Below are 21,631 nucleotides of genomic sequence, written 5' to 3'. Positions count from 1 at the left end.
CGCATGACTGAGGTAAAGGCAAACGCAACGGACGTGCGGGGAGCTTCCGATCTTGCTGTGCAAATGGAGGGCGTCAACAAGTGGTATGGCGACTTCCATGCACTCACCGACATTGAGCTTTCGGTCAAGCGGGGGGAGCGGATCGTCATCTGCGGCCCCTCCGGTTCCGGCAAGTCGACGCTGATCCGCTGCATCAACCAGTTGGAGACGATCCAGAAGGGCCGGATCGTCGTCGATGGCCATGATCTCACCGCCGGCGGCAAGAATGTCGACATCGTGCGGCAGGAGACCGGTATGGTCTTCCAGTCGTTCAACCTCTTCCCGCACATGACCGTGCTTGAGAACTGCACGCTGGCACCGACGAAGGTGCGCGGCATTTCCAAGGCCGAGGCGGAAGCCACCGCCCGCAAGTACCTGGAGCGGGTGCGCATTCCCGAACAGGCGGACAAATACCCGGCCCAGCTTTCCGGCGGCCAGCAGCAGCGCGTCGCCATCGCCCGCGCGCTTTGCATGAACCCCAAGATCATGCTGTTCGACGAGCCGACCTCGGCGCTCGACCCGGAAATGGTCAAGGAAGTGCTCGACACCATGATCGACCTCGCCGGCGAAGGCATGACGATGCTGTGCGTCACCCACGAGATGGGCTTCGCCCGCCAGGTCGCCGACCGGGTGATCTTCATGGACCGCGGCGAGATCCTGGAAATGGGCTCTCCGGACGAATTCTTCGGCAATCCGAAGAACGAGCGCCTCAAGAATTTCATCGGCCAGATTTCCTGACGCCGCATCCATTCGACGAACTCGGAGTAAAAACGTGAAGCCTGATATTTTGCTCGTCGAACCGATGATGAAGCTGATCGAGGACAGGCTCGATGCGGCCTACACGGTTCACCGGCTGTATGATCCGGCCTCAAGGGCGGCGCTGGAGCAGGCGCTGCCGAACATCCGCGCCGTCGCGACCGGCGGCGGCACCGGCCTTTCGAGCGAGTGGATGGAAAAGCTGCCGTCGCTCGGCGTCATCGCCATCAACGGCGTCGGCACCGACAAGGTCGACCTGAAACTCGCCCGCAGCCGCAATATCGACGTCACGACCACGCCCGGCGTCCTGACCGACGACGTCGCCGATCTCGGCATCGCGCTTTTGCTCGCCGTGCTCCGCCATGTCGTCAAGGGGGACAGCTTCGTCCGCGACGGCAAATGGGGCACGGACCCGTTCCCGCTCGGCCACAGCCCCAAGGGCAAGCGCGTCGGCATTCTCGGCCTCGGCCAGATCGGCAAGGCCTTCGGCCGCCGCGCCGAAGCCTTCGGCATGGATGTCCGCTACTGGAACCGCTCGCCGATCACCGACGTCGCCTGGAAATCCTGCGCCTCGCCGCTGGCGCTGGCCGAAGACAGCGACATCCTGGTGCTCGCGATCGCCGCGACCGCCGCCACCGAGAACATCGTCAATGCCGGCATCCTCAAGGCGCTCGGGCAAACCGGCGTCCTGGTCAACATCGCCCGCGGCTCCGTGGTCGACGAGGATGCGCTGCTGGCCGCCCTCAACGACGGCACGATTGCCGGCGCCGGCCTCGATGTCTTCGTCAACGAGCCGAAGATCCGCGAAGAATTCTTCACCGCTCCCAACACGGTGCTGATGCCCCACCAGGCAAGCGCCACGGTCGAGACGCGGATTGCCATGGGCGAACTGGTGCTCGCCAACATCGCCGCCCATTTCGCCGGCGAAAAGCCGCCGACGACCGTCAACTGAGCAACTCCGGGCGCGTCTGAAGCGACCGTGCGCCAGCGATTGCATCTGATCATAAAACAAACGGAGCCCGGTCAATGATCATCCGCCAAGCCCTGTTCGAGGGCACCATCCATGCCGGCCAGGAAGACGCGTTCAAGAGCTATATCGCCGAGAAGCTGATGCCCCTGTGGCTGGCCTTTCCCGGCGTCCGCGAGGTGCGGGTTCTCCATTCCGTGGAGCGCGACGAAGGCGCTCCGGCTATCGCGATGGTGCTTTCGACCGCCTATGACGACCGCGAGGCACTGGCGCGCGCCTTGGACTCCCCTGTGCGCTACGAAAGCCGGGAAGTGACGAAGGGCCTGCTGGCAATGTTCGACGGCCATATCCACCATCACGTCTTTGAGCTTGCCCAGGCCTGAGGGTGCCGGGCACGACAACGGCGGCGCAGGATCGCCAGGGAATAGGCTTCATGTCGACGGCTGAAAGACGGGGTGGCCCTGAAGCCGGCGGTTTCGGGCCGATCGTCGTGATGGGGGTTTCGGGCTGCGGAAAGTCGTCGGTCGGAGCTCGGCTTGCGGACCACATCAACTGCCGCTTCGTCGAAGGCGATGCCCTCCATCCCCCCGCCAATGTCGAAAAGATGCGGCTGGGCGTGCCCCTCGACGATGCCGACCGCCTGCCCTGGCTGGATGCGCTGGGCCGGGAACTCGCTTGTCCTGGCGACGTCGTCCTGTCGTGCTCGGCGTTGAAGCGCGCCTACCGGCAGCACCTGCGGGCTTGCGCAGGCCAGCCGCTGACCTTTGTCTTCCTGCACGGCTCGCGCGACCTGCTGGCGTCGCGGCTGAGCGGTCGCAAGGGCCACTTCATGCCCTCGTCGCTTCTCGACAGCCAGCTGGCGACGCTCGAGCCGCCTGTCGGGGAGAGCGACGTGGTCACCGTCGACATCGATCAGCCCCTCGAACGGATCGTCGCCGCCGCACAGGCGGCGCTCGCAGCTCGCGCCGGTCGGGGGGCGTAACTTTTTCGCAGGCACGTTCTGGTGCCGGACACGTCGAACCGAACGGAGGTGTGTAAAGTGGAACAGGCAGAAATCGGGCTTATCGGCCTTGGCGTCATGGGCTCCAACCTGGCGCTCAATATCGCTGAAAAGGGCAACAGGATTGCCGTCTTCAACCGGTCGCCGGAAGCGACGCGGAACTTCCACGCTGAAGCCGGGGCCCTGCAGGACCGGATCGTCCCCTGCGAGACCCTGGAGGCATTCGTCGCCGCCATCCGTCCGCCGCGGCCGATCATCATCATGATCAAGGCAGGCGAACCGGTCGACCAGCAGATGGAACTGCTGAAGCCCTATCTTTCGGCCGGCGACATCATGATCGACGCCGGCAACGCCAATTTCCACGACACGATACGCCGCTTCGACAATCTGAAGGACAGCGGCCTGACCTTCATCGGCATGGGCGTGTCCGGCGGCGAGGAAGGCGCCCGCCACGGCCCCTCCATCATGGTCGGCGGCACCGAGGAAAGCTGGAAGCGGGTCGAGACGGTCCTGACCTCGATTTCCGCCCGGTTCAATGGCGAGCCCTGCGTCGCCTGGCTCGGCGAGAACGGCGCCGGCCACTTCGTCAAGACCATCCACAACGGCATCGAATATGCCGACATGCAGATGATCGCCGAGATCTACGGCATCCTGCGCGACGGCCTCCGCATGGATGCTGCCGAGATCGGCGAGGTGTTCGGCAGGTGGAACGGCGGCCGGCTCAATTCCTATCTGACCGAGATCACCGAAAAAGTCCTCAAGGCCACCGATCCGGTGTCTGGCAAGCCGATGGTCGACATGATCGTCGATGCGGCCGGCCAGAAGGGCACCGGCAAGTGGTCGGTGATCGAGGCCCAGAACCTGGGCGTTGCCGCCACCGCGATCGAAGCCGCCGTTGCCGGCCGCATCCTGTCGTCGCAGAAGGCCGAGCGCGAGGCGGCGGAAACGATCTTCGGCTTGCCGACCCCCGTCGAACTCCCGACAGACAAGGCGGCCTTCATCGACGATCTCGAAAGCGCGCTGCTCGCCGCCAAGATCGGCGCCTATGCGCAAGGCTTTGCGGTGATGGCCGCAGCGTCGGCGCACTACAACTGGAACCTGCCGATGCCGACGATCGCCCGCATCTGGCGGGCGGGCTGCATCATCCGTTCGCAGTTCCTCGACGAGATCACCTCCGCCTTCACCGCAGATCCGCAGGCGGCAAACCTCATCGTCACCCCGGCCTTCTCGCAGATGGTGAAGGACGCGGACGGGGCGCTGCGCCGCGTCGTCTCGCATGCGGCGCTCTCCGGCCTGCCGGTTCCCGCCCTGTCCTCGGCGCTTGCCTATTTCGACGCCTACCGCCGCGGCCGCGGCACGGCGAACCTCATCCAGGCCCAGCGCGACTTCTTCGGCGCCCACGGCTTCGACCGTATCGACGGCGTCGACCAGCATCACGGCCCATGGGGATCGTGACCCTGCGTCCTGCCGTCGAGACCAGGCCGCGTTGTCGAACCTAGCGGCTGTGTGAAGCAAGGTTTCGAAGCCGGGCTGGCTCCGCCTTGGCGTTAGGCCCTGATAGCACTCGTCCGCCCGCCTCGGGGCGGACGAGCCATTCAAACGTTGCGTTCGCTACTCAGAACTCCTCCCAACGCTCTTGGGAGGTATCGACGGCGGCATTGCCGGAGAAGGCGCTGGCAATCTTGCGGCCGAGGGCCCGAACCGGAGACGCCACGAATGCCTCCCTGCCCGTTGCCGCGCGAACAGGGTTCGGTGCCTGCCGCACGCTGCCGGACAACTTGAATTGTGCCAGAAGCTGATTGAGCGCACCCACTTCCTGCGCCAGGCCGTGGGTGGACGCCGTGGTCTCTTCCACCATCGCCGCGTTCTTCTGCGTGTCCTGGTCCATCTGATTGACGGCAGTGTTGATCTGCTGGAGACCGGACGACTGTTCCTGTGCAGCTTCTACGATGCCGTTGACGTGCCGGTTGATCTCCTGCACCTCCGCGACGATGGTCTCGAGCGCTCGGCCCGTGTCATCGACAAGATGCACGCCTTCCCGCACCTGAGTGCTCGAGGTGCCGATCAACTCCTTGATCTCGCGGGCTGCCGTTGCTGAACGCTGGGCAAGTTCGCGCACTTCCTGCGCTACGACAGCGAAGCCCTTGCCGGCGTCACCGGCGCGGGCGGCTTCCACGCCGGCGTTGAGCGCCAGCAGGTTGGTCTGGAAGGCGATCTCATCAATAACGCCGATGATGTTGTTGATCTCCACGGACGACTTTTCGATCTGTTCCATCGCCGCGACAGCACGACGGACCACTTCACCGGATTTCTCCGCTCCGGAGCGAGTCCGGGCGACAAGTTGCCCCGCTTCCTGCGCGCGCACGGTCGAGTTCTTCACCGTGGCGGTGATTTCCTCAAGAGCGGCAGCGGTTTCCTCGACGGCGGCGGCTTGCTGCTCGGTGCGCTTGGCCAGGTCATCGGCAGCCGAACGGATCTCATTCACGCCCGCATTGATGTTCCGTGCGTTGTCGGAAACTTGCGTGAGGGTCAATTCCAGCTTCTCGGCCGAGTTGTTGAAGTCCCGGCGCACGGTGTCGAGCGCTTCGGTGAAGGGCTGTTCGATCCGGTAGGACACATCGCCGTCCGACAGCTTTGAAAGCCCCACCGCAAGATTGTCGACGGCGAACTTCACAGCCGCGGCGTCCCTTGCCTCCTGTTCCTGGCGGGCGATCCGCTCCTTCTCGGAAAGGCTTCGGTTGGCTTCCGCTTCCTCTTCCAGGCGGGCCTTCGACCGGTTGTTCTCGAGCAGGACTTCAAGAGAGCGCGCGAGGTCGCCGATCTCGTCATTGGCCTGGCTGTCCTTCAACGTGAGCTGAAGATTGCCCTGCGCGATCTGCGCCGTCTCGCCGATGATGTTTGAGATGCGACCAATGAATCGACGAGCGATGAGCCAGCCGGCCAGGGCGAGCACGACGGCGGCCATCAGGATGATCAGCGCGGCGTCACGCATCATCGCGTCCAATTGTGCGAGAACCGTGCTCTTCGGCACGGACACGATCGCATACCATTTCATGTCGGGGGTCAGCGCCACGGGCGAGGCAATGGCTATGTGGACGGTGCCATCCTGTGCGGTTATCTCCCGCTCGACGCCCGGATTGGCAACCAACTCGTCCCAGCCGGTCGTCTGCGCACCACCTTCAGACAGGCTCTTTCCGATCAGGCCCTGATCAGGATGCCCGATAATCTTGCCCAAACCGGTGACGAGGCTCAAATGGCCCGTTTCCATCGGGCGGAGAGCCGCCAGTGCCTCGCTCGTCTCTCGCAGCGAAAGATCAAGGCCGGCGACACCCATGGGCTTGCCGTCGATAATGATCGGCATGGCAATCGAGGTGATCAGGACCTCCTGCCCGCCAATGGCATAGGGATATGGCTCGATGACAACGGTCTTCTGCTGCTTCATGGGCAACTGATAGAAGTCACCCTCACCGGCGGTCGCGTAGCCGGTCAGCGAAGTATGAAGAATTTTCCCATCTTCGCCACGCACGAAGTACGGCACGTAGCGACCCGTCTGGTCGTGGCCGGTCGCACCTGCAAAGTCACCGTCCCTGCCATCGAATGCGTTCGGCTCCCAGCCGGTCCACAACGCAAGCACGTTGTGATTGTTCTTCAGCATGTCACTAAGGACGTGGTCGATCCTGGTTCGGTCAGCATCGCTGTTCTCTTTTGCCGTTTCCAGAAAGGAGGCCAGCCCGTTGACGATGTGAACGGTCCCGCCAATTTCCTTTTCGACGACCAACGCCTGCGCCTTCGCAATCTCGCGCATACGCTCCAGGCTGCTCGCTTTGACGTCCTCGTAGGAGCGGAAGAAGAGGAACGCCGACACGGAGATTGTGGCAACGACGCCGCACGCAGCAACGGCAAAAATGTTTCGACCCGTGGTCGACTTGAAAAGCATGGTAGGCCCCGTAAATAGATGAAATAGACAGAATATGGTCGTGGTGGCGTCATGCCGCGACGTATTGAATCGCAGCTCGGCAGTGGCCGCCTCAGTGCGGCAACAAGACCAGGCCTTTGACCCAGCCCCCTTTATCTACAAGACATAGACGGCGCTGCCGTGGATCGCACTCGAGAGACCGGTGCGTGCAGCCTGCTTGGGAGGCACCTGGATGAAAAGCGATAATGATTAATATAATGCTGACGAATCACTTCGAATTCATCCTTTGCGGGAACGTGCCAGTTTGGCGCTCAATCAGCAGTGGCGTCGCAGCCCTTCCGTGGGAACTATCCGCGGAAAAATCCAGCCGATGCACAAATGTTGCGCAGCCAGAGGCGCGCGGGACACAGTTGTTGATTTTAGCGGGGTTGTGCCGCAATTTAGCTTCCAATCTGCGGGCCCAGCCGCTAAGCTAAATTAAATATTTGGCATTTGAGCCCCGTTCCGACCGCGCTTTTCGGCGCGCCGGCGCGGGGTTTTTTTGCATTTGGGGCACCGATGAAGCGGGTCGTGGACATAGGAGTTCTGCTGTCAGGCAGTGGCATGTATGCCGCGCTGTCTCGCGCATCCCGCGAGGGCGTGCTGCAGGGCGTGAGGGAAGTGAACGCCGATCCGCGCCTCGACGTTTCGTTCCGCGTCATCGAGCGCGACCCGGAAGGGCGGCTTGATCGCTATGCGCCGCTCTGCCGCGAGATCCTGCAAGTGTCCGAGGCGCGCCACATCTTCGGCTGCATCACCTCCGCCAGCCGAAAGGAGGTCATCCCCGAGCTCGAGCGCTTCGACGGAATTCTCTGGTATCCGGTGCCCTATGAGGGTTTCGAGGCATCCGAGCGCGTCGCCTACATGCACTCCTGCCCCAACCAGCACCTGCTGCCGCTCCTCGACTGGGCGCTTCCGACGCTTGGCGCCCGCACCTATCTGGTCGGCTCGAACTATATCTGGGGCTGGGAGATGGCGCAGATCGCCCGCGAGCGGGTCGCGGCGGCCGACGGCCAGGTACTCGGCGATCGCTACCTTGCGATCGGCGACACCGACCTCGATCACATCATCGAGGACATCCGGGCACTGAAGCCCGACTTCATCCTGAACTCGCTGATCGGAGACAGCTCCTACGCGTTCCTGGCACGGCTTTCCGAGCTGAAGCGGGCACCTGAATTCGCCCATCGCCTGACCGTCCTGTCGTGCAACTTCACCGAATGCGAGATCGGCGCTGCCGGCGACGCGGCGGAGGGGCTGATCTCGGCCGGCCCCTGGTTCGAGCCGGACGGCGGCACCGGCGGGTCGTTCCACGAGATGGCGCGGCAATCCGTGCATGAGCTGGCTTTGCTGCTCCACGGTCGTCCGGGGGCGGAGGGGCTTGCCCTTGCGGAGGTGCTCAACGCGGCGATGCGCGCCGGCCACGCGCCGCGGCTCGACCCTGCCCATCTCCACGCGCGTCAGCCCGCCATCATTGCCCGGCTCGAGAGCGGCCGGTTTCACGAGATCAAGCGGTTGCCGGCACTGCGCGCCGACCCCTATCTCACGCACCGTTCGCAAACCTCTCATGGCGGCTCGATGCTGAAGGTGGTTTCATGACGCGCATCAGGACCGAAAACCTTGGTGGCGCGGTAGCCTGGATCCTGCATCGACCGCACCCCTCCGTACAGGGGCTCATCCGCCAGCTCGGCGTGATCGGGCTCGAGGTCCGCGAGGCCTGGCCGGAGCTTCCGGCCGAGGCGATCGGGGCGGACTTCATCTTCTACGACGCAGACATGGGGCACGATGAACAGTTTCCCTGGGCGCCGGGCCAGTCGCCGATGCCGATGATCGCGCTGATCGGGTCGGAGGCGCCCGGCCGGCTCAAGTGGGCGATGGAGATGGGTGCGCACGCCCAGATCCTCAAGCCGATGAGCGACAAGGGCGTTTATGCCGCGCTGCTCGTCGCGCGCAGCAATTTCGACCGCGCCAATGCATCCGAGGCGCTGATCGCCGACCTGCAGAACCGCCTGTCGGCCCGGCAGACCATCGTGCGCGCCGTCATGATCTTCGTGATGAAGGGCAAGACGGAAGCCGAAGCCTATGACCTGTTGCGCCAGACCGCCATGGCCTGGCGCGTGACGATCGAAACCGCCGCGGAGCGGCTGGTTGCGAACCATTCGAACGAGAGGGGCACCGACGATGGCAGACGCATCGATCTCGCCTGAACCACTGGTCGCGCCGGAGAACGGGCCTTCCGTGCTGCGCAGGCTTGCGCAGCGCAAGCTCGCCCTGCTGGGCCTGCTGATCATCCTCATCTGCGTCGGCGGGGCCGTCTTCGCCCGGTGGATCGCGCCGCTGGACCCCTACGAGCAGTTCTTCGACGGCCTGACGATCGAGGGCGCGCCGCTGCCGCCGAACGCGACGTTCTGGTTCGGCACGGATCTTCTGGGCCGCGATCTCTTCTCGCGCATCCTCTACGGTGCCCAGACCTCGCTGGTGATCGGCCTGGTCGCCAATGGCGCAGCCCTTCTGATCGGCACGATCGTCGGCGTGACCGCGGGCTATTTCCGCGGCGTGGTCGGCGCGGTGCTGATGCGCTTCACCGACCTGATGATGGCATTTCCGGCGCTTCTTCTTGCGATCTGCCTGGCCGCGATCTTTTCGCCGTCGCTGTGGATCGTCGCGATGGTCATCGCCTTCGTCAACTGGGTGCAGACGGCTCGCGTGATCTTCACCCAGACCTCGTCCCTCGCCGAACGCGACTACATCGCTGCGGAGAAGACGCTCGGCGCCGGCCACGGTCGCATCCTGTTCATGCACATCCTGCCGCATCTGATCCCGACGCTGATCGTCTGGGGCACGCTCGGCATTTCGACGACCGTCCTGCTCGAGGCGACGCTGTCGTTCCTCGGCATCGGCGTTCAGCCGCCGATCCCGTCGTGGGGCAACATCATTTTCGAAAACCAGACCTACTTCCAGTCCGCACCTTGGCTCGTCTTCATTCCGGGCGCAGCGATCCTACTGCTCGCGCTCGCCTTCAACCTCGTGGGCGACGCGCTGCGCGACATTCTCGATCCGACACAACAGGGGCGTGACTGATGGCTGCCTATATCCTTAGACGCCTCGTCCAGTCGGCGCTGATCCTGCTCGGCGTCTCGTTCATCACCTTCGTGCTGCTCTACGTGCTGCCGGCCGACCCGGTGCGGCAGATCGCCGGTCGTTCCGCCACCGCGGCGACGGTCGAAAGCATCCGCCAGCAGCTCGGTCTCGACCAGCCGTTCTTCGTCCAGTACGCGAACTACCTGCTCAACCTTGTCCAGGGTGACTTCGGCCGCTCCTACCTGCAGAAGACGGAGGTGGCCGAGCTCATCGCATCCCGCCTGCCGGCGACGCTTCTCCTGCTCGTCGCGGCCATTGGCTGTGAACTGCTGATCGGCCTGCCGCTCGGCATCGTCGCGGCCCTCAACCGCGGCAAGGCGGTCGACAACAGCCTGATGCTGACGAGCTTCCTGACCGTTTCCGCGCCGCAGTTCGTCGTCGCCCTGCTGCTGCTGTTCGTCTTCGCCGTGAAGCTCGGCTGGTTTCCGATCGGCGGCTACGGCACGTTTGCGCATCTGGTGCTGCCGGCGCTGACGCTCGGCATCCTCGGTTCGGGCTGGTATTCGCGCATCATGCGCTCCTCGATGATCGACGTGCTGCGCGCCGACTTCATCCGCACCGCGCGCGCCAAGGGCCTCGGCCGCAGCAAGGTCATCCTCGGCCATGCGCTGCCGAACGCCATCCTGCCGATCATCGCCATGATCGGCATCGACATCGGCCTGTTCATGTCCGGCATCGTCGTCGTCGAGAGCGTGTTCGGCTGGCCCGGCATCGGCCAGCTGGCCTGGCAGGCGATCCAGCGCGTCGATATCCCGATCATCATGGGCGTCACGCTCGTCTCCGCCTTCGGCATCGTCATCGGCAACCTCATCGCCGACCTGATCTCGCCGCTCATCGATCCGCGCATCAAGCTGCGCTGAACCATCAACCAACTGGAGGGACTAATACATGAAGAAGTTCTTACTCTCGACCGCGCTGGCGGGCATCCTCGCCCTGCCCGCCCTTGCCCCGGCCCAGGCCGAGGAGCCCAAGCACGGCGGCAACATGATCGTCACCTACAAGGACGACGTGGCGACCCTGGACCCGGCGATCGGCTACGACTGGCAGAACTGGTCGATGATCAAGTCGGTCTTCGACGGCCTGATGGATTACGAGCCGGGCACCACGACCCTGCGTCCGGGCCTCGCCGAAAGCTACGACATTTCCGATGACGGCCTGACCTACACCTTCAAGCTGCGCCCGGGCGTCAAGTTCCACAACGGCCGCGAGCTGGTCGCCGACGACGTCGTCTACTCGATCAACCGCGTCGTCAACCCGGCCACCCAGTCGCCCGGCCAGGGCTTCTTCGCCATGATCGAGGGTTACGACGCAGCGGCAGAAGGCAAGGCCGACACCGTTTCCGGCGTTTCGGCTCCGGATGCCGGCACCGTCGTCTTCAAGCTGTCGCGCCCCGACGCCACCTTCCTGCACGTGATGGCGCTGAACTTCTCGTTCATCGTCCCGAAGGAAGCCGTCGAGGCGGCCGGCGCCGATTTCGGCAAGAAGCCGGTTGGAACCGGCGCCTTCAAGCTGACCGAATGGACGCTCGGCCAGCGTCTCGTGTTCGAGAAGAACGCCGACTACTGGATCTCGGGCGTGCCCTATCTCGACAGCTTCACGGTCGAAGTCGGCCAGGAGCCGGTCGTTGCGCTGCTGCGCGCGCAGAACGGCGAAGTCGACATTCCGGGCGACGGCATCCCGCCGGCGAAGTTCGTCGAAGTCATGAAGGACAAGGCCCAGGCCAGCCTTGTCGTCGAAGGCGGCCAGCTGCACACCGGCTACATCACCATGAACGTCACGCAGGCTCCGTTCGACAAGGTCGAGGTGCGCCGCGCCGTCAACATGGCGATCAACAAGGACCGCATCGTCCAGGTCATCAACGGCCGTGCCGTTCCTGCCAACCAGCCGCTGCCGCCCTCCATGCCGGGCTACACCAAGGGCTACGAGGGCTACAAGTACGATCCGGAAGGCGCCAAGAAGCTGCTCGCCGACGCTGGCTACGCGGACGGCTTCGCGACCGAGCTGTTCGTCATGAACACCGACCCGAACCCGCGCATCGCCCAGGCGATCCAGCAGGACCTCAAGGCGATCGGCATCAACGCGTCGATCAAGTCGCTGGCCCAGGCCAACGTGATCGAGGCCGGCGGCGCCGGCACGGCTCCGATGATCTGGTCGGGCGGCATGGCGTGGATCGCCGACTTCCCGGATCCGGCAAACTTCTACGGCCCGATCCTCGGCTGCGGCGGCGCCGTCGAAGGCGGCTGGAACTGGGCCAAGTACTGCAACGAGGACCTCGACAAGATGGCTGCCGAGGCAGACTCCATAGTCGACCCGGCCAAGGTGGACGAGCGTCTCGCCAAGTGGTCGGAGATCTACATGAAGGTGATGGAAGACGCGCCGTGGGCGCCGGTGTTCAACGAGCAGCGCTTCACCCTGAAGTCGGCCCGCATGGGCGGTGACGACGCGCTCTACGTCGACCCGGTCTCGATCCCGGTCAACTACGACTACGTCTTCATCAAGGAGTAAGGCTGGTTATGTGCAAGCACTGCAACCACACGATCCACGCCCATCAGCACCATTTCGGCTGGGACAATTCCTTTGCCCCCGCCCTTAAGGCTGCGCCGGGTGAGACGATCCTGTTTCAGTGCCTCGACAGCTCTGGGGGCCAACTCGGCCCCCAGTCCACCGTCGAGGACGTGAAGGCGCTTGATTTCGCCAAAATCAACCCGGTGTCCGGGCCGATCTACGTCGATGGTGCCAAGCCGGGCGACGTCCTCAAGGTGACGATCGAGAGCTTCACGCCGCAGCTTCGCGACGGCGCTGGCTTCGGCTGGACCGCCAACATCCCGGGCTTCGGCCTGCTCGCCGACCAGTTCACCGAACCGGCCCTCAACGTCTGGAAGTTCGACGCCACCAGCATGGAGCCGGCGCTGTTCGGCAAGAACGGCCGCGTGCCGCTCAAGCCGTTTGCCGGAACCATCGGCAACGCGCTGGCCGAGAACGGCCATCATTCGGTCGTCCCGCCGCGCCGCGTCGGCGGCAATCTCGACATCCGCGACCTTGCGGCCGGCACCACCCTCTACCTGCCGGTCGAGGTTGAGGGCGCGCTGTTCTCCGTCGGCGATACCCACGCCGCACAGGGCGACGGCGAAGTCTGCGGCACCGCGATCGAGAGCCCGTTCGACGTCGTGCTGACGCTCGACCTCATCAAGGACCAGCCGCTGAAGACGCCGCGCTTCACCACGCCGGGCCCGGTCACGCGGCATCTCGATGCCAAGGGCTATGAGGTCACGACCGGCATCGGTCCGGACCTGTGGGCCGCGGCCAGGGACGCCGTCGCGAACATGGTCGATCTTCTCGCCACGACGCAGAAGATGGACCCGGTCGACGCCTACATGCTCGTTTCGACCTGCGGCGATCTTCGCATTTCCGAGATCGTCGACATGCCGAACGTCGTGGTCAGCTTCTACTTCCCGAGGGCCGTCTTCGAATGACCGCAGCCATGCTTTCTCCCGCAGTCGATGCGGCAGTCGACGTCGTATTGTCAGTGCGCGACCTGCAGGTCTCCGCCCGCTCGGACCAGGGGCTCGTTCCGCTGGTCGAGGGGCTCAGCTTCGATCTTCATCGGGGCGAGACGCTTGCGATCGCGGGGGAAAGCGGCTCGGGCAAGTCGATTACGTCGCTTGCCTGCATGGGGCTTTTGCCCGCACCCGCGGTTCGGGTGACGGGCGGCTCCATCCGCTTCGGCGACGAGGAACTGACCACCTTGCCCGAGAGGAAGATGCAGGCGATGCGCGGCGCGCGCATCGCGATGATCTTCCAGGAGCCGATGACCGCGCTCAACCCGGTCATGAGCATCGGTCGCCAGCTCGTGGAGGCCATTCGCGCCCACGAGCCGCTGTCTGTGTCACAGGCGCGTGCCCGCGCCCTCGAGGCGGTCAAGGCCGTGCGCCTGTCGCAGCCGGAAAAGCGGCTGGAGCAGTATCCGCACGAGCTTTCGGGCGGCATGCGCCAGCGCGTGATGATCGCCATGGCGATTGCGCTCCGCCCCGCCGTCCTGATCGCCGACGAGCCGACGACGGCGCTGGACGTCACCGTGCAGCGCGAGGTTCTCGACCTGCTGCGCGACTTGCAGAAAGAACTCGGAACCGCCGTCATCCTGATCACCCATGACATGGGCGTCGTCGCCGAGATGGCCGACCGCGTCATCGTCATGCGCAAGGGCAAGATGGTCGAGGCGGCGCCGACCATCGACCTCTTCGATGCTCCCAAGGAGCAATATACCCGCGACCTGCTCGCAGCCGTGCCGCGGATCGGCACCGGCGCGTCGCGCCCCCAGCATGAGGCACGCGACGTCCTCGTGCGCTACGATGATGTGTCGGTGAACTTCCCGATCCGCCAGGGCCTGCTCGGCCGCGTCGCCGCGCGTGTCCACGCCGTCGAGCACGTGTCGCTGGAAATCTTTCGCGGCGAGACGCTGTCGCTGGTCGGGGAGTCCGGCTGCGGCAAGTCGACCATGGCGAAGGCGCTGGTCGGGCTCGTGCCCCATACCGGCCGGATCGAGATCAACGGCAAGGCGCTGAGCGACCTCGACGGCAAGGGCCGCAAGGCGATCCGCCGCGACCTGCAGATCGTCTTCCAGGACCCGATGGCGGCGCTCGATGCGCGGATGACCGTCGGCGAACTGATCCGCGAACCGCTGGTCATCCACGGCATCGGCACGCCGGAGGAGCAGAAGGCGCGGGTGCGCGAACTGCTCGAACGCGTCGAACTGTCACCGAACGTCTACAACCGCTATCCGCACCAGTTCTCCGGCGGCCAGCGCCAGCGCGTCTGCATCGCGCGCGCGCTTGCATTGAAGCCGAAGCTGATCATCTGCGACGAGAGCGTCGCCGCCCTCGACGTGTCGATCCAGGCGAAGGTGCTTGACCTGCTGCGCGACCTGCAGAAGGAAAGCGGCGTCACCTACCTGTTCATCAGCCACGACATGGCGGTGGTGGAAAACATCTCCGACCGCGTGGCGGTGATGTATCTCGGCCAGATCGTCGAGATGGGGACGCGCGCGCAGCTGTTCGGCAATCCGCAGCATCCCTACACAAAGCGCCTTCTGGCCGCGGTGCCGGTGCCGGACCCGCGCCGCGAACGCCAACCGGGCCTGCGGCTTTCGGGCGAGATCCCGAGCCCCGTCTGGAAGGTCGGCGAGGGCCCGGAAAAGGTGAACCTCGTCGATATCGGCGGCGGCCACCTCGTGGCGCAGTAAAGTCGTCCAATCCCGAGACTTTTCAAGTCAGGGTGATTGGAAGCGCGACCGCGAAATTGCAGGAAAAGGACGCCGGCGTGGATTGCCCTCGCCGGCTGCTCAGCACGCGGCGACGATCCAGCCTCGCCTCCGCCATTCTTAAGGCGCGGCTGATACTGGCCTCGGCCGAAGACCAGGCGCGCAAACCGGAAAACAATTCCCGTCAGCGGCTACAGGCTTTCCGCCCCGTCGATCACCAGCGCATGGCCGGTCATGAAGGCGGACTTGTCCGAGGCGAGGTAGAGGATCGCCTCGCCGATCTCCTCGGCCGAGCCGAACCGACCCATGGGAATGGCGTCGCGGACGTAATCCTCGAGCGCCGCGCGCCCGCCCATCTGCACTTCGAAGCCCGCATTGAACACCGTGTCGACGAAACCCGGGCACAGCGCGTTGCAGCGCACGTTGTGGCGGGCGAAGTCGACCGCGATCTGGCGGACCATGGCGATCACCGCATGCTTGGTGGTGCAATAGGCGATCATCTCGCGATCGTACTGCACGCCGGAATTCGATGAGGTGACGATGATCGAGCCCTGCCGGCGCGGCGCCATGACCTGCATCGCGGCCTTGGCGGCGACGAAATGGGCCCGGACGTTGAGCCGCCAGGAAAGGTCCATCTGGCCGGCATCGACCTGGTCCAGCCGGCCCGGCACCTGGACGCCCGCATGGGAATGCAGCACGTCGAGCCGGCCGTGGCGCTCGGCCGCGGCAAGGATCGCCCCTTCCAGCGCGGCGTCATCCAGCACGTCGAGGCCAAAGCCTTCCGCCCGCCCGCCGGCCGCGGCGATCTCGGCGGTCACCGCCGCCGCCCGCTCGGCGACGAGGTCGGTCACGATCACATGGGCGCCCTCGCGCGCCATGGCGAGCGCCCCCGCCCGGCCGATGCCCGAGCCTCCCGCCGTCACCAGCGCGACACGATCTTTCAACTCCATCTTTGAAAACTCCTGAGGTCTCAGTGGCTGCGCCGACGCATGACCACCTGCGCGGTGATCAGGCTGAGCAACGAGGCGGCCAGAACGAGGGTGCCTATCACGTTGATTTCCGGCGTCACGCCGCGCCGGATCGACGAGAATACGTAGATCGGCAGGGTGGTTTCGGATCCGGCGACGAAGAAGGCGATGATGAAGTCATCGAAGCTGAAGGTGAAGGCCAGCAGGAAGCCGGCCAGCACCGCAGGAGCGATCTGCGGCAGGGTGATCTGGACGAAGCTGCGCATCGGCGGCGCGCCGAGATCGGCGGAGGCCTCGAGCAGCGAGCGGTCCATGCCCTGCAGGCGGGCGCGCACGATGATGATGACCAGCGCCATGGTGAAGAGGCCGTGGGCCGCGATCAGCGAACCCTTGCCGAGACCGAGCTGGATCGGGTTCTCCGGGCCGAACAGCGTGGCCAGAAGCGGGTTGAGCGTGTCGAACACCGTCACCAGCGCGATCAGGGTGGCGATGCCGATGACGATCCCCGGCACCATCACCGCGACATAGACCAGCGCGTCGTAAAAGAGGCGCAGCCGGCCGCGCACGCCCTGCAGGGCGACCGCCGCGAGCGTACCGAACAGGGTGGCGAGCAGCGCCGAGGTGACGGCGACGGTGAAGCTGGTCTTGACGGCGTTGACGACGAAGGGGTTGGCCAGCGTCTTGCCGTACCACTGCAGCGAGAAGCCGCTGAACTGTGCGGCATGCCGCCCGGCATTGAACGAAAAGAGCGCGATCACCCCGATCGGGATATAGAGGAACAGGTAGACCGCGAGAGCATAGAGTCGCATCGCTATTCCCTACATCAATGCCACGTCGTCGCGCCCGCCGGAAAGCCGCCGCAGGCTGCGCAGATAGAGCGACACGGTGACGAGCATCACCAGCACCAGCGTCGCTGCCATCGCCGCCCCGAAGGGCCAGTTGCGCGACTGCAGGAACAGGTCGACGAGCGCATTGCCGACGAAGAACACCTTGCCGCCGCCGAGCAGCTGCGGAATGAGGAATTCGCCCATCAGCAGGATGAACACCAGCATGGAGCCCGTCGCCACGCCGGCGAGCGACAGCGGCAGCGTGACCTGGAGAAAGGTGCGCCAGGGCGGGCTGCCGAGGTCGCTCGAGGCCTCCAGCAGGCGCCGGTCGAGCTTTTCCAGCGCCACGTAGATCGGAAACACCATCAGCGGCAGATAGCCGTAGACGATGCCGACCATCACCGCGAAAGGCGTGTTGATGAAGCGCGGCCGGTCGAAGCCGAGCTCGCCGATCAGCCGCGGCAGGCCGTTGCCGCCGAGGATCTGGATCCAGGCATAGGAGCGGATCAGGATCGAGGTCCAGAACGGCACGATCACCAGGATCAGGAGTGCGGTGCGCCAGCGCGGATCGGCCTTCTGCGCCAGGAAATAGGCGAGCGGATAGGCGATCAGCAGGCACAGCACCGTGCCAAGCGGGGCGAGCGTCAGCGTATTCCTGAACGCCGCCCAGCGGGCGCCGAGATTGAAGTAATTGTCGAAGGTGAAGGCCGGGACGTAACCGCCCGCGGCCCCTCTTTCGCCGAAGCTGAAGACGACGACCACCACAAGCGGCAGCACCAGCATGGCAATGAGCCAGGCCGTGGCCGGAGCCAGAAACAGGGTGGTGCGCAGGGATGGCCGCACGTCTCGCTCCCTTACGCCGACTTGAAGCGTGCGAGGATTTCGGCGCGCTGCGGGTTGGTCATGGTGACCGCCGCGCCGAATTCCAGCGCATTGAGAAGCTCGGCCGCCGGATAGAGGATCTCGCTTTCGCGCATCTCGGCCGGCAGCAGCGCATCCACCCGGCTGTCGCCGGTGGCATAGCCGTGGAACTGGGCTTCCTTCGCCGCCAGGTTCGGCTCGAGCAGAAAGTCGATCAGCGCGTAGGCGGCATCCTTGTGCGGCGCCGAGGCGGGAATGGTGAAGAAGTCCGACCAGATCTCGCCGCCTTCCTTGCCAAGGATATAGACGATCTCCGGCATGTCGCGGTGAAGCTGGGTCGCGTCCCCCGTCCAGCACATCGACATGGTGGCGTCGCCCGAGCGCATCGGCGGCTGGTAGTCCGAGGTGATCGCAAAGAGATGCGGCTTGGCTTCGATCAGCAGCTTCTCGGCGTCCTCCAGTTCCTTCGGATCGACCGAGTTGAAGGAGTAGCCGAAATATTTCAGCGCATTGCCGATGGCGGTAAGCTGGTAGTCATGAACGATGGAGCGGCCCGAGAGCTCGCCCTTCGTCAGGTCCCAGAACTCCTTCCAGCTCGTGGGCCGGGTGCCTGTGAAATCGGCGGTGTTGAGGCAGAAGCCGGTGGTGCCGACGTTGCGCGGAATGGCGTAGGTCTTGCCGTCAATGATGCCCGGGCCGGCAAAACGCGGGTCGGTGGCCGACTTGTCGTAGTTCGGCAGCCGCGACAGGTCGATCTCCTCGATGATCTTTTCGCCGGCATAGGTGGTGATCGTGTAGTTGGTCGCCACCACCACGTCCCAGCCGGTGCCGCCCGCCTGGAGCTTGGCCAGCATCTCCTCGTTCGATCCGAAGACGTTCATGTCGACGGCGCAGCCGGTGGCGGCCTTGAAGGCCTCGAAATCGGCCGGGTCGTGATAGTTCGGCCAGGTGGCGATCACCACGCGATCGCCGATATTGCCGGCCGCGCGGGCGCGGGATGCAAGGCCGGGCATGGCGCCGGCCAGAACCGAAGTGGCGAGCCCGAGGCCGGTGACCCCGAGGAAATGGCGCCGCGAAATCGAACCCTTGCGGTAGCTTTCCAGCCGCTCGAGGAATTCCTTGGCCGAGATAGTCCCGTTGTTGTCTGTCATCGATATCCTCCCAGTTGTCGACGTAGTCAAACGGATGCCGGGAACGCCTGTGCCCGGCCGCACGAAATCAGTCTTCCGCCAGCGCGAGCGCCGCGCCGTCGCGCCAGGAGACGCGAACGGCCACGCCGACGCCCGGGGTTCCCCCGGCAATGTCGGTCGAGCGCGGCACGACTGCGATCAGGTGATCGAGCGCGGCCGAACGCAGATGGTATTCGACATGCTCGCCGAGGAAGATGCGGTGCGTCACCCGCATCTCGTGCCCCTCGCCCGCGGCACCGTCCGGCGCGACGCGGATCTCCTCCGGACGCAGCGACAGCGTCACCGTCCCCTCGCCTGCCGTCTTCTCCGCCGCGCGCGCAACGAAGCGCAGGCCGCCCGGCCCTTCGGCAACCAGCCGCTCGCCGTCGCGGCCGACCGCACGCGCCGCGATGAAGTTCGACCGGCCGATGAAGTCGGCGACATAGCGGTTCTGCGGCTGGTCGTAGAGTTCTTCCGGCGTGCCGATCTGGGCGATCCGGCCCTGGTGCATGATGCAGACGCGATCCGACATCGACAGCGCCTCTTCCTGGTCGTGGGTAACGAGCACGAAGGTGATGCCGAGTTCCCGCTGCAGCGACTTCAGCTCGATCTGCATGTCGTGGCGCAGCTTCTTGTCGAGCGCCGCCATCGGCTCGTCGAGAAGCAGGATCTTCGGCTCGTTGACGATCGCCCGCGCCAGCGCCACCCGCTGCTGCTGGCCGCCTGACATCTCCCAGATCCGCCGGTCGGTGAAGCCCGACAGGCGCACCATGTCGAGCGCCCGCGCCACCTTGGCGGCAATATCGGCCCTGGCAAGGCGCGGCCGGCGCTGGTTCAGCCCGTAGGCGACGTTGCGCGCCACGTTCATGTGCGGGAACAGCGCATACTGCTGGAACACCATGTTGACCGGACGCTGATGGGGCGGGACGCCGTTGACCACCGTCCCGTCGATCAGGACGTCCCCCTCGCTTGCCTGTTCGAAGCCTGCGAGCATGCGCAACGCCGTGGTCTTTCCGCAGCCCGAGGGGCCGAGGAAGGAAAGGAACTCGCCCTGGAAGATCGCCAGGTTCAGGCCTTCCGCAGCGGTCACCGCTCCGAAACGCTTGGTCACGTTCCGCAACTCGGCAATTGTCTGATTCACCATGTCGACTTCGGCTACTATTGCTTGACTCGCCTAAAAAGTTAGAAAACTCTGCCTGCACTGTATATATCACAAAAGGCATAGCTTATCTCATGACGACAGGTTCACGGCAGAGTCCGCCATTTGCACCGCAGCTGGCGACCGTCATCGACCTGATCGGCCAGACGGGCTTCTGCCCGGCGCTCACCACCTGGCTGCAGGCGATCGTGCCTTTTTCCTTCACGGTGATCTTCGGATACTCCGGCGACAGCAAGCCGATCGACATCTTCGACACCTTTCCGGAGCACCGCCGCCGCGTGTTCGTCACCGACTATCAGGAGGGGCCGTATCTCCTCGACCCGTTCTGCCAGAGCGCCGTGCGCCCGGTGCCGCCCGGTCTATACCGGCTGAAGACACTCGCGCCGGACCGCTTCTACCAGGGCGAATACTTCCGCACCTACTACAAGCGCACCGAGATCGCCGAGGAGATCGGCTTCTTCGCCGAGATGCCCGGGGAATGCCACGTGGTGCTTTCGCTGATGCGCGAGGAGAAGGTGTTCAGCCGGACCGAATTTCGCCGGCTGGCGGCTGTGGCGCCGGTCGTCACCGCGCTGATGCGCCGGCAGTGGAGCGGCCTGGCGCAGGACTTCAGGGCCCAGAAGGCCGGCCGCCCCGAAATCACCGGACAGGGGCTTGATCGGCTGACCCGCCGCGAGCGCGAGATCGTCGCCTTCATCCTGAAGGGGTATTCGGCCGAGGCGACCGGACAGGCCCTGAAAATCTCCACCGGAACGGTGCGCATCCACCGACGCAACATCTACGCCAAGCTCGGCATTTCCTCACAGGGCGAGCTGTTCTCGCGCTTCCTGGCGGGCGTCATTTCCTGAGGCGCCGCACCGGTCGAAACGCCGGGGGCGTCAGCTGCGAGCCGGCGGCTTCAGTTGCTGCGGGTCACAAAGCAGCCGCGGCGAAGCTGCGTCCGAAAGATCGAGCTGCTCGAAGGGAACGACCAGTCCCTCACCGGAGCGAAGGCCCAAAGCCCCGAGCACGGCGCGAGCGAATGAAGACGAAGCCAGTCTCTCGAGAAACGCAAAGGTGCCGACGTGATACTCGACGATGAAGAGCTCGTCGCCATCCGCCTCCGCAACGACCTCCTCGATGCGTCCGACCACCGTGTTGCCCGGCCCGAACACCCGTGCCCCCACCAAGGACTTGAGGAACAGCTCGCTCATGACAGGCCGCCTGGAATCCAGCGCAGGACGTTTCGACGAAGCCATTGCTGCCAGCGCTCCAGCGGCAGGTCCCGGCGATCGACATCGACCGTTATGTCGACGCCGACCCTTTCGACATGAGACCAGGCGAGCCGATATCCTCCGCTCGAACTGCGAGCCAGGCGCCGAAGGCCGACGCTTATCAGCAGCCGCCTCACCAACGTCGACATGCCGAGCTCCAGCGCTTCGACCTTCGGGCGCCGGCGCTCGTCGAGGCGCAGGACGATGTCGTCGACCCGTCCGACGCGAACCCTTGTCCTGTCGACGAGCTGCTTGTCGAGAACGTCTCGCACGAGGTGCACG

21 protein-coding genes are annotated in these 21,631 nt (G+C 64.9%); 13 read left to right on the top strand and 8 right to left on the bottom strand.

The window, feature by feature from the left end; genetic code table 11:
• Positions 1 to 3 precede the first annotated feature (3 nt).
• The 5 genes from C7449_RS13120 to gndA all read left to right on the top strand — a co-directional run bounded on the left by C7449_RS13120 (position 4) and on the right by gndA (position 4,217).
• On the top strand, positions 4 to 777 hold the full coding sequence (locus tag C7449_RS13120) for an amino acid ABC transporter ATP-binding protein (RefSeq protein ID WP_108003265.1): 774 nt from the start codon (positions 4 to 6) through the stop codon (positions 775 to 777).
• Positions 778 to 841: 64 nt separating this feature from the next.
• Positions 842 to 1,747 (top strand): 2-hydroxyacid dehydrogenase, encoded by a 906-nt coding sequence (locus C7449_RS13115; protein WP_108003638.1) that lies wholly within the window; start codon positions 842 to 844, stop codon positions 1,745 to 1,747.
• Positions 1,748 to 1,821: 74 nt separating this feature from the next.
• Complete coding sequence (locus tag C7449_RS13110) at positions 1,822 to 2,145, top strand: EthD domain-containing protein (protein WP_108003264.1); 324 nt, start codon at positions 1,822 to 1,824, stop codon at positions 2,143 to 2,145.
• A 50-nt stretch (positions 2,146 to 2,195) separates the two neighbouring features.
• Positions 2,196 to 2,744 carry a gluconokinase gene (locus C7449_RS13105; RefSeq protein ID WP_245414386.1) on the top strand — a complete coding sequence of 183 codons (549 nt, stop codon included), beginning with the start codon at positions 2,196 to 2,198 and terminating at the stop codon, positions 2,742 to 2,744.
• Between the two features lie 57 nt (positions 2,745 to 2,801).
• Entirely contained in the window at positions 2,802 to 4,217 is a 1,416-nt protein-coding gene (gene gndA, locus C7449_RS13100; RefSeq protein ID WP_108003263.1) for an NADP-dependent phosphogluconate dehydrogenase, read from the top strand.
• A 160-nt stretch (positions 4,218 to 4,377) separates the two neighbouring features.
• On the opposite strand, the gene C7449_RS13095 is transcribed toward gndA, so the two are convergent.
• Positions 4,378 to 6,699: a methyl-accepting chemotaxis protein gene (locus tag C7449_RS13095; RefSeq protein WP_108003262.1), complete on the bottom strand. Its 2,322-nt coding sequence runs from the start codon at positions 6,697 to 6,699 to the stop codon at positions 4,378 to 4,380.
• Positions 6,700 to 7,248: 549 nt separating this feature from the next.
• Here C7449_RS13095 and C7449_RS13090 point away from each other — a divergent pair.
• From C7449_RS13090 to C7449_RS13060, 7 genes are read left to right on the top strand one after another with little or no spacing between them, the layout of a single operon-like run.
• Positions 7,249 to 8,313 (top strand): transporter substrate-binding protein, encoded by a 1,065-nt coding sequence (locus tag C7449_RS13090; RefSeq protein WP_245414385.1) that lies wholly within the window; start codon positions 7,249 to 7,251, stop codon positions 8,311 to 8,313.
• The gene (locus C7449_RS13085; protein ID WP_108003260.1) at positions 8,310 to 8,921 is read left to right on the top strand and encodes an ANTAR domain-containing response regulator; all 612 of its coding nucleotides are present in this window, start codon (positions 8,310 to 8,312) and stop codon (positions 8,919 to 8,921) included. The genes C7449_RS13090 and C7449_RS13085 overlap by 4 nt, the downstream gene beginning before the upstream one ends.
• Positions 8,896 to 9,795, top strand: a complete 900-nt coding sequence (locus C7449_RS13080; RefSeq protein ID WP_108003259.1) for an ABC transporter permease — start codon at positions 8,896 to 8,898, stop codon at positions 9,793 to 9,795. Before C7449_RS13085 ends, C7449_RS13080 begins: the two co-directional genes overlap by 26 nt.
• On the top strand, positions 9,795 to 10,715 hold the full coding sequence (locus C7449_RS13075; RefSeq protein WP_108003258.1) for an ABC transporter permease: 921 nt from the start codon (positions 9,795 to 9,797) through the stop codon (positions 10,713 to 10,715). The genes C7449_RS13080 and C7449_RS13075 overlap by 1 nt, the downstream gene beginning before the upstream one ends.
• A gap of 28 nt (positions 10,716 to 10,743) precedes the next feature.
• Positions 10,744 to 12,360: an ABC transporter substrate-binding protein gene (locus C7449_RS13070; RefSeq protein ID WP_108003257.1), complete on the top strand. Its 1,617-nt coding sequence runs from the start codon at positions 10,744 to 10,746 to the stop codon at positions 12,358 to 12,360.
• An 8-nt stretch (positions 12,361 to 12,368) separates the two neighbouring features.
• Positions 12,369 to 13,328 carry an acetamidase/formamidase family protein gene (locus tag C7449_RS13065; protein ID WP_108003256.1) on the top strand — a complete coding sequence of 320 codons (960 nt, stop codon included), beginning with the start codon at positions 12,369 to 12,371 and terminating at the stop codon, positions 13,326 to 13,328.
• Between the two features lie 8 nt (positions 13,329 to 13,336).
• A complete protein-coding gene (locus tag C7449_RS13060) occupies positions 13,337 to 15,094 on the top strand; it encodes an ABC transporter ATP-binding protein (RefSeq protein ID WP_245414384.1) in 1,758 nt (585 codons plus the stop codon).
• Between the two features lie 209 nt (positions 15,095 to 15,303).
• Here C7449_RS13060 and C7449_RS13055 read toward each other — a convergent pair whose 3' ends face one another.
• The 5 genes from C7449_RS13055 to C7449_RS13035 all read right to left on the bottom strand — a co-directional run bounded on the left by C7449_RS13055 (position 15,304) and on the right by C7449_RS13035 (position 20,081).
• On the bottom strand, positions 15,304 to 16,062 hold the full coding sequence (locus C7449_RS13055) for an SDR family NAD(P)-dependent oxidoreductase (protein ID WP_108003254.1): 759 nt from the start codon (positions 16,060 to 16,062) through the stop codon (positions 15,304 to 15,306).
• Between the two features lie 20 nt (positions 16,063 to 16,082).
• A complete protein-coding gene (locus tag C7449_RS13050) occupies positions 16,083 to 16,889 on the bottom strand; it encodes an ABC transporter permease (protein WP_108003253.1) in 807 nt (268 codons plus the stop codon).
• A gap of 9 nt (positions 16,890 to 16,898) precedes the next feature.
• Positions 16,899 to 17,750 (bottom strand): ABC transporter permease, encoded by an 852-nt coding sequence (locus C7449_RS13045; RefSeq protein ID WP_108003252.1) that lies wholly within the window; start codon positions 17,748 to 17,750, stop codon positions 16,899 to 16,901.
• 11 nt (positions 17,751 to 17,761) lie between these two features.
• A complete protein-coding gene (locus tag C7449_RS13040; protein ID WP_108003251.1) occupies positions 17,762 to 18,919 on the bottom strand; it encodes an ABC transporter substrate-binding protein in 1,158 nt (385 codons plus the stop codon).
• A gap of 67 nt (positions 18,920 to 18,986) precedes the next feature.
• Positions 18,987 to 20,081, bottom strand: coding sequence for an ABC transporter ATP-binding protein (locus tag C7449_RS13035; RefSeq protein ID WP_170115883.1), 1,095 nt, complete (start codon positions 20,079 to 20,081; stop codon positions 18,987 to 18,989).
• Positions 20,082 to 20,170: 89 nt separating this feature from the next.
• Here C7449_RS13035 and C7449_RS13030 point away from each other — a divergent pair, with 89 nt between their 5' ends.
• Positions 20,171 to 20,944, top strand: coding sequence for a helix-turn-helix transcriptional regulator (locus tag C7449_RS13030; protein WP_108003250.1), 774 nt, complete (start codon positions 20,171 to 20,173; stop codon positions 20,942 to 20,944).
• 30 nt (positions 20,945 to 20,974) lie between these two features.
• Here C7449_RS13030 and C7449_RS13025 read toward each other — a convergent pair whose 3' ends face one another.
• Positions 20,975 to 21,289: a hypothetical protein gene (locus C7449_RS13025; protein WP_108003249.1), complete on the bottom strand. Its 315-nt coding sequence runs from the start codon at positions 21,287 to 21,289 to the stop codon at positions 20,975 to 20,977.
• Positions 21,286 to 21,630 (bottom strand): hypothetical protein, encoded by a 345-nt coding sequence (locus C7449_RS13020; RefSeq protein ID WP_108003248.1) that lies wholly within the window; start codon positions 21,628 to 21,630, stop codon positions 21,286 to 21,288. The genes C7449_RS13025 and C7449_RS13020 overlap by 4 nt, the downstream gene beginning before the upstream one ends.
• Position 21,631: the final 1 nt, after the last annotated feature.

Origin of the sequence: Mycoplana dimorpha, assembly GCF_003046475.1 — a bacterium.
GTDB classification, from domain to species: domain Bacteria; phylum Pseudomonadota; class Alphaproteobacteria; order Rhizobiales; family Rhizobiaceae; genus Mycoplana; species Mycoplana dimorpha.
This window is presented reverse-complemented; position numbering and strand designations above follow the sequence as displayed.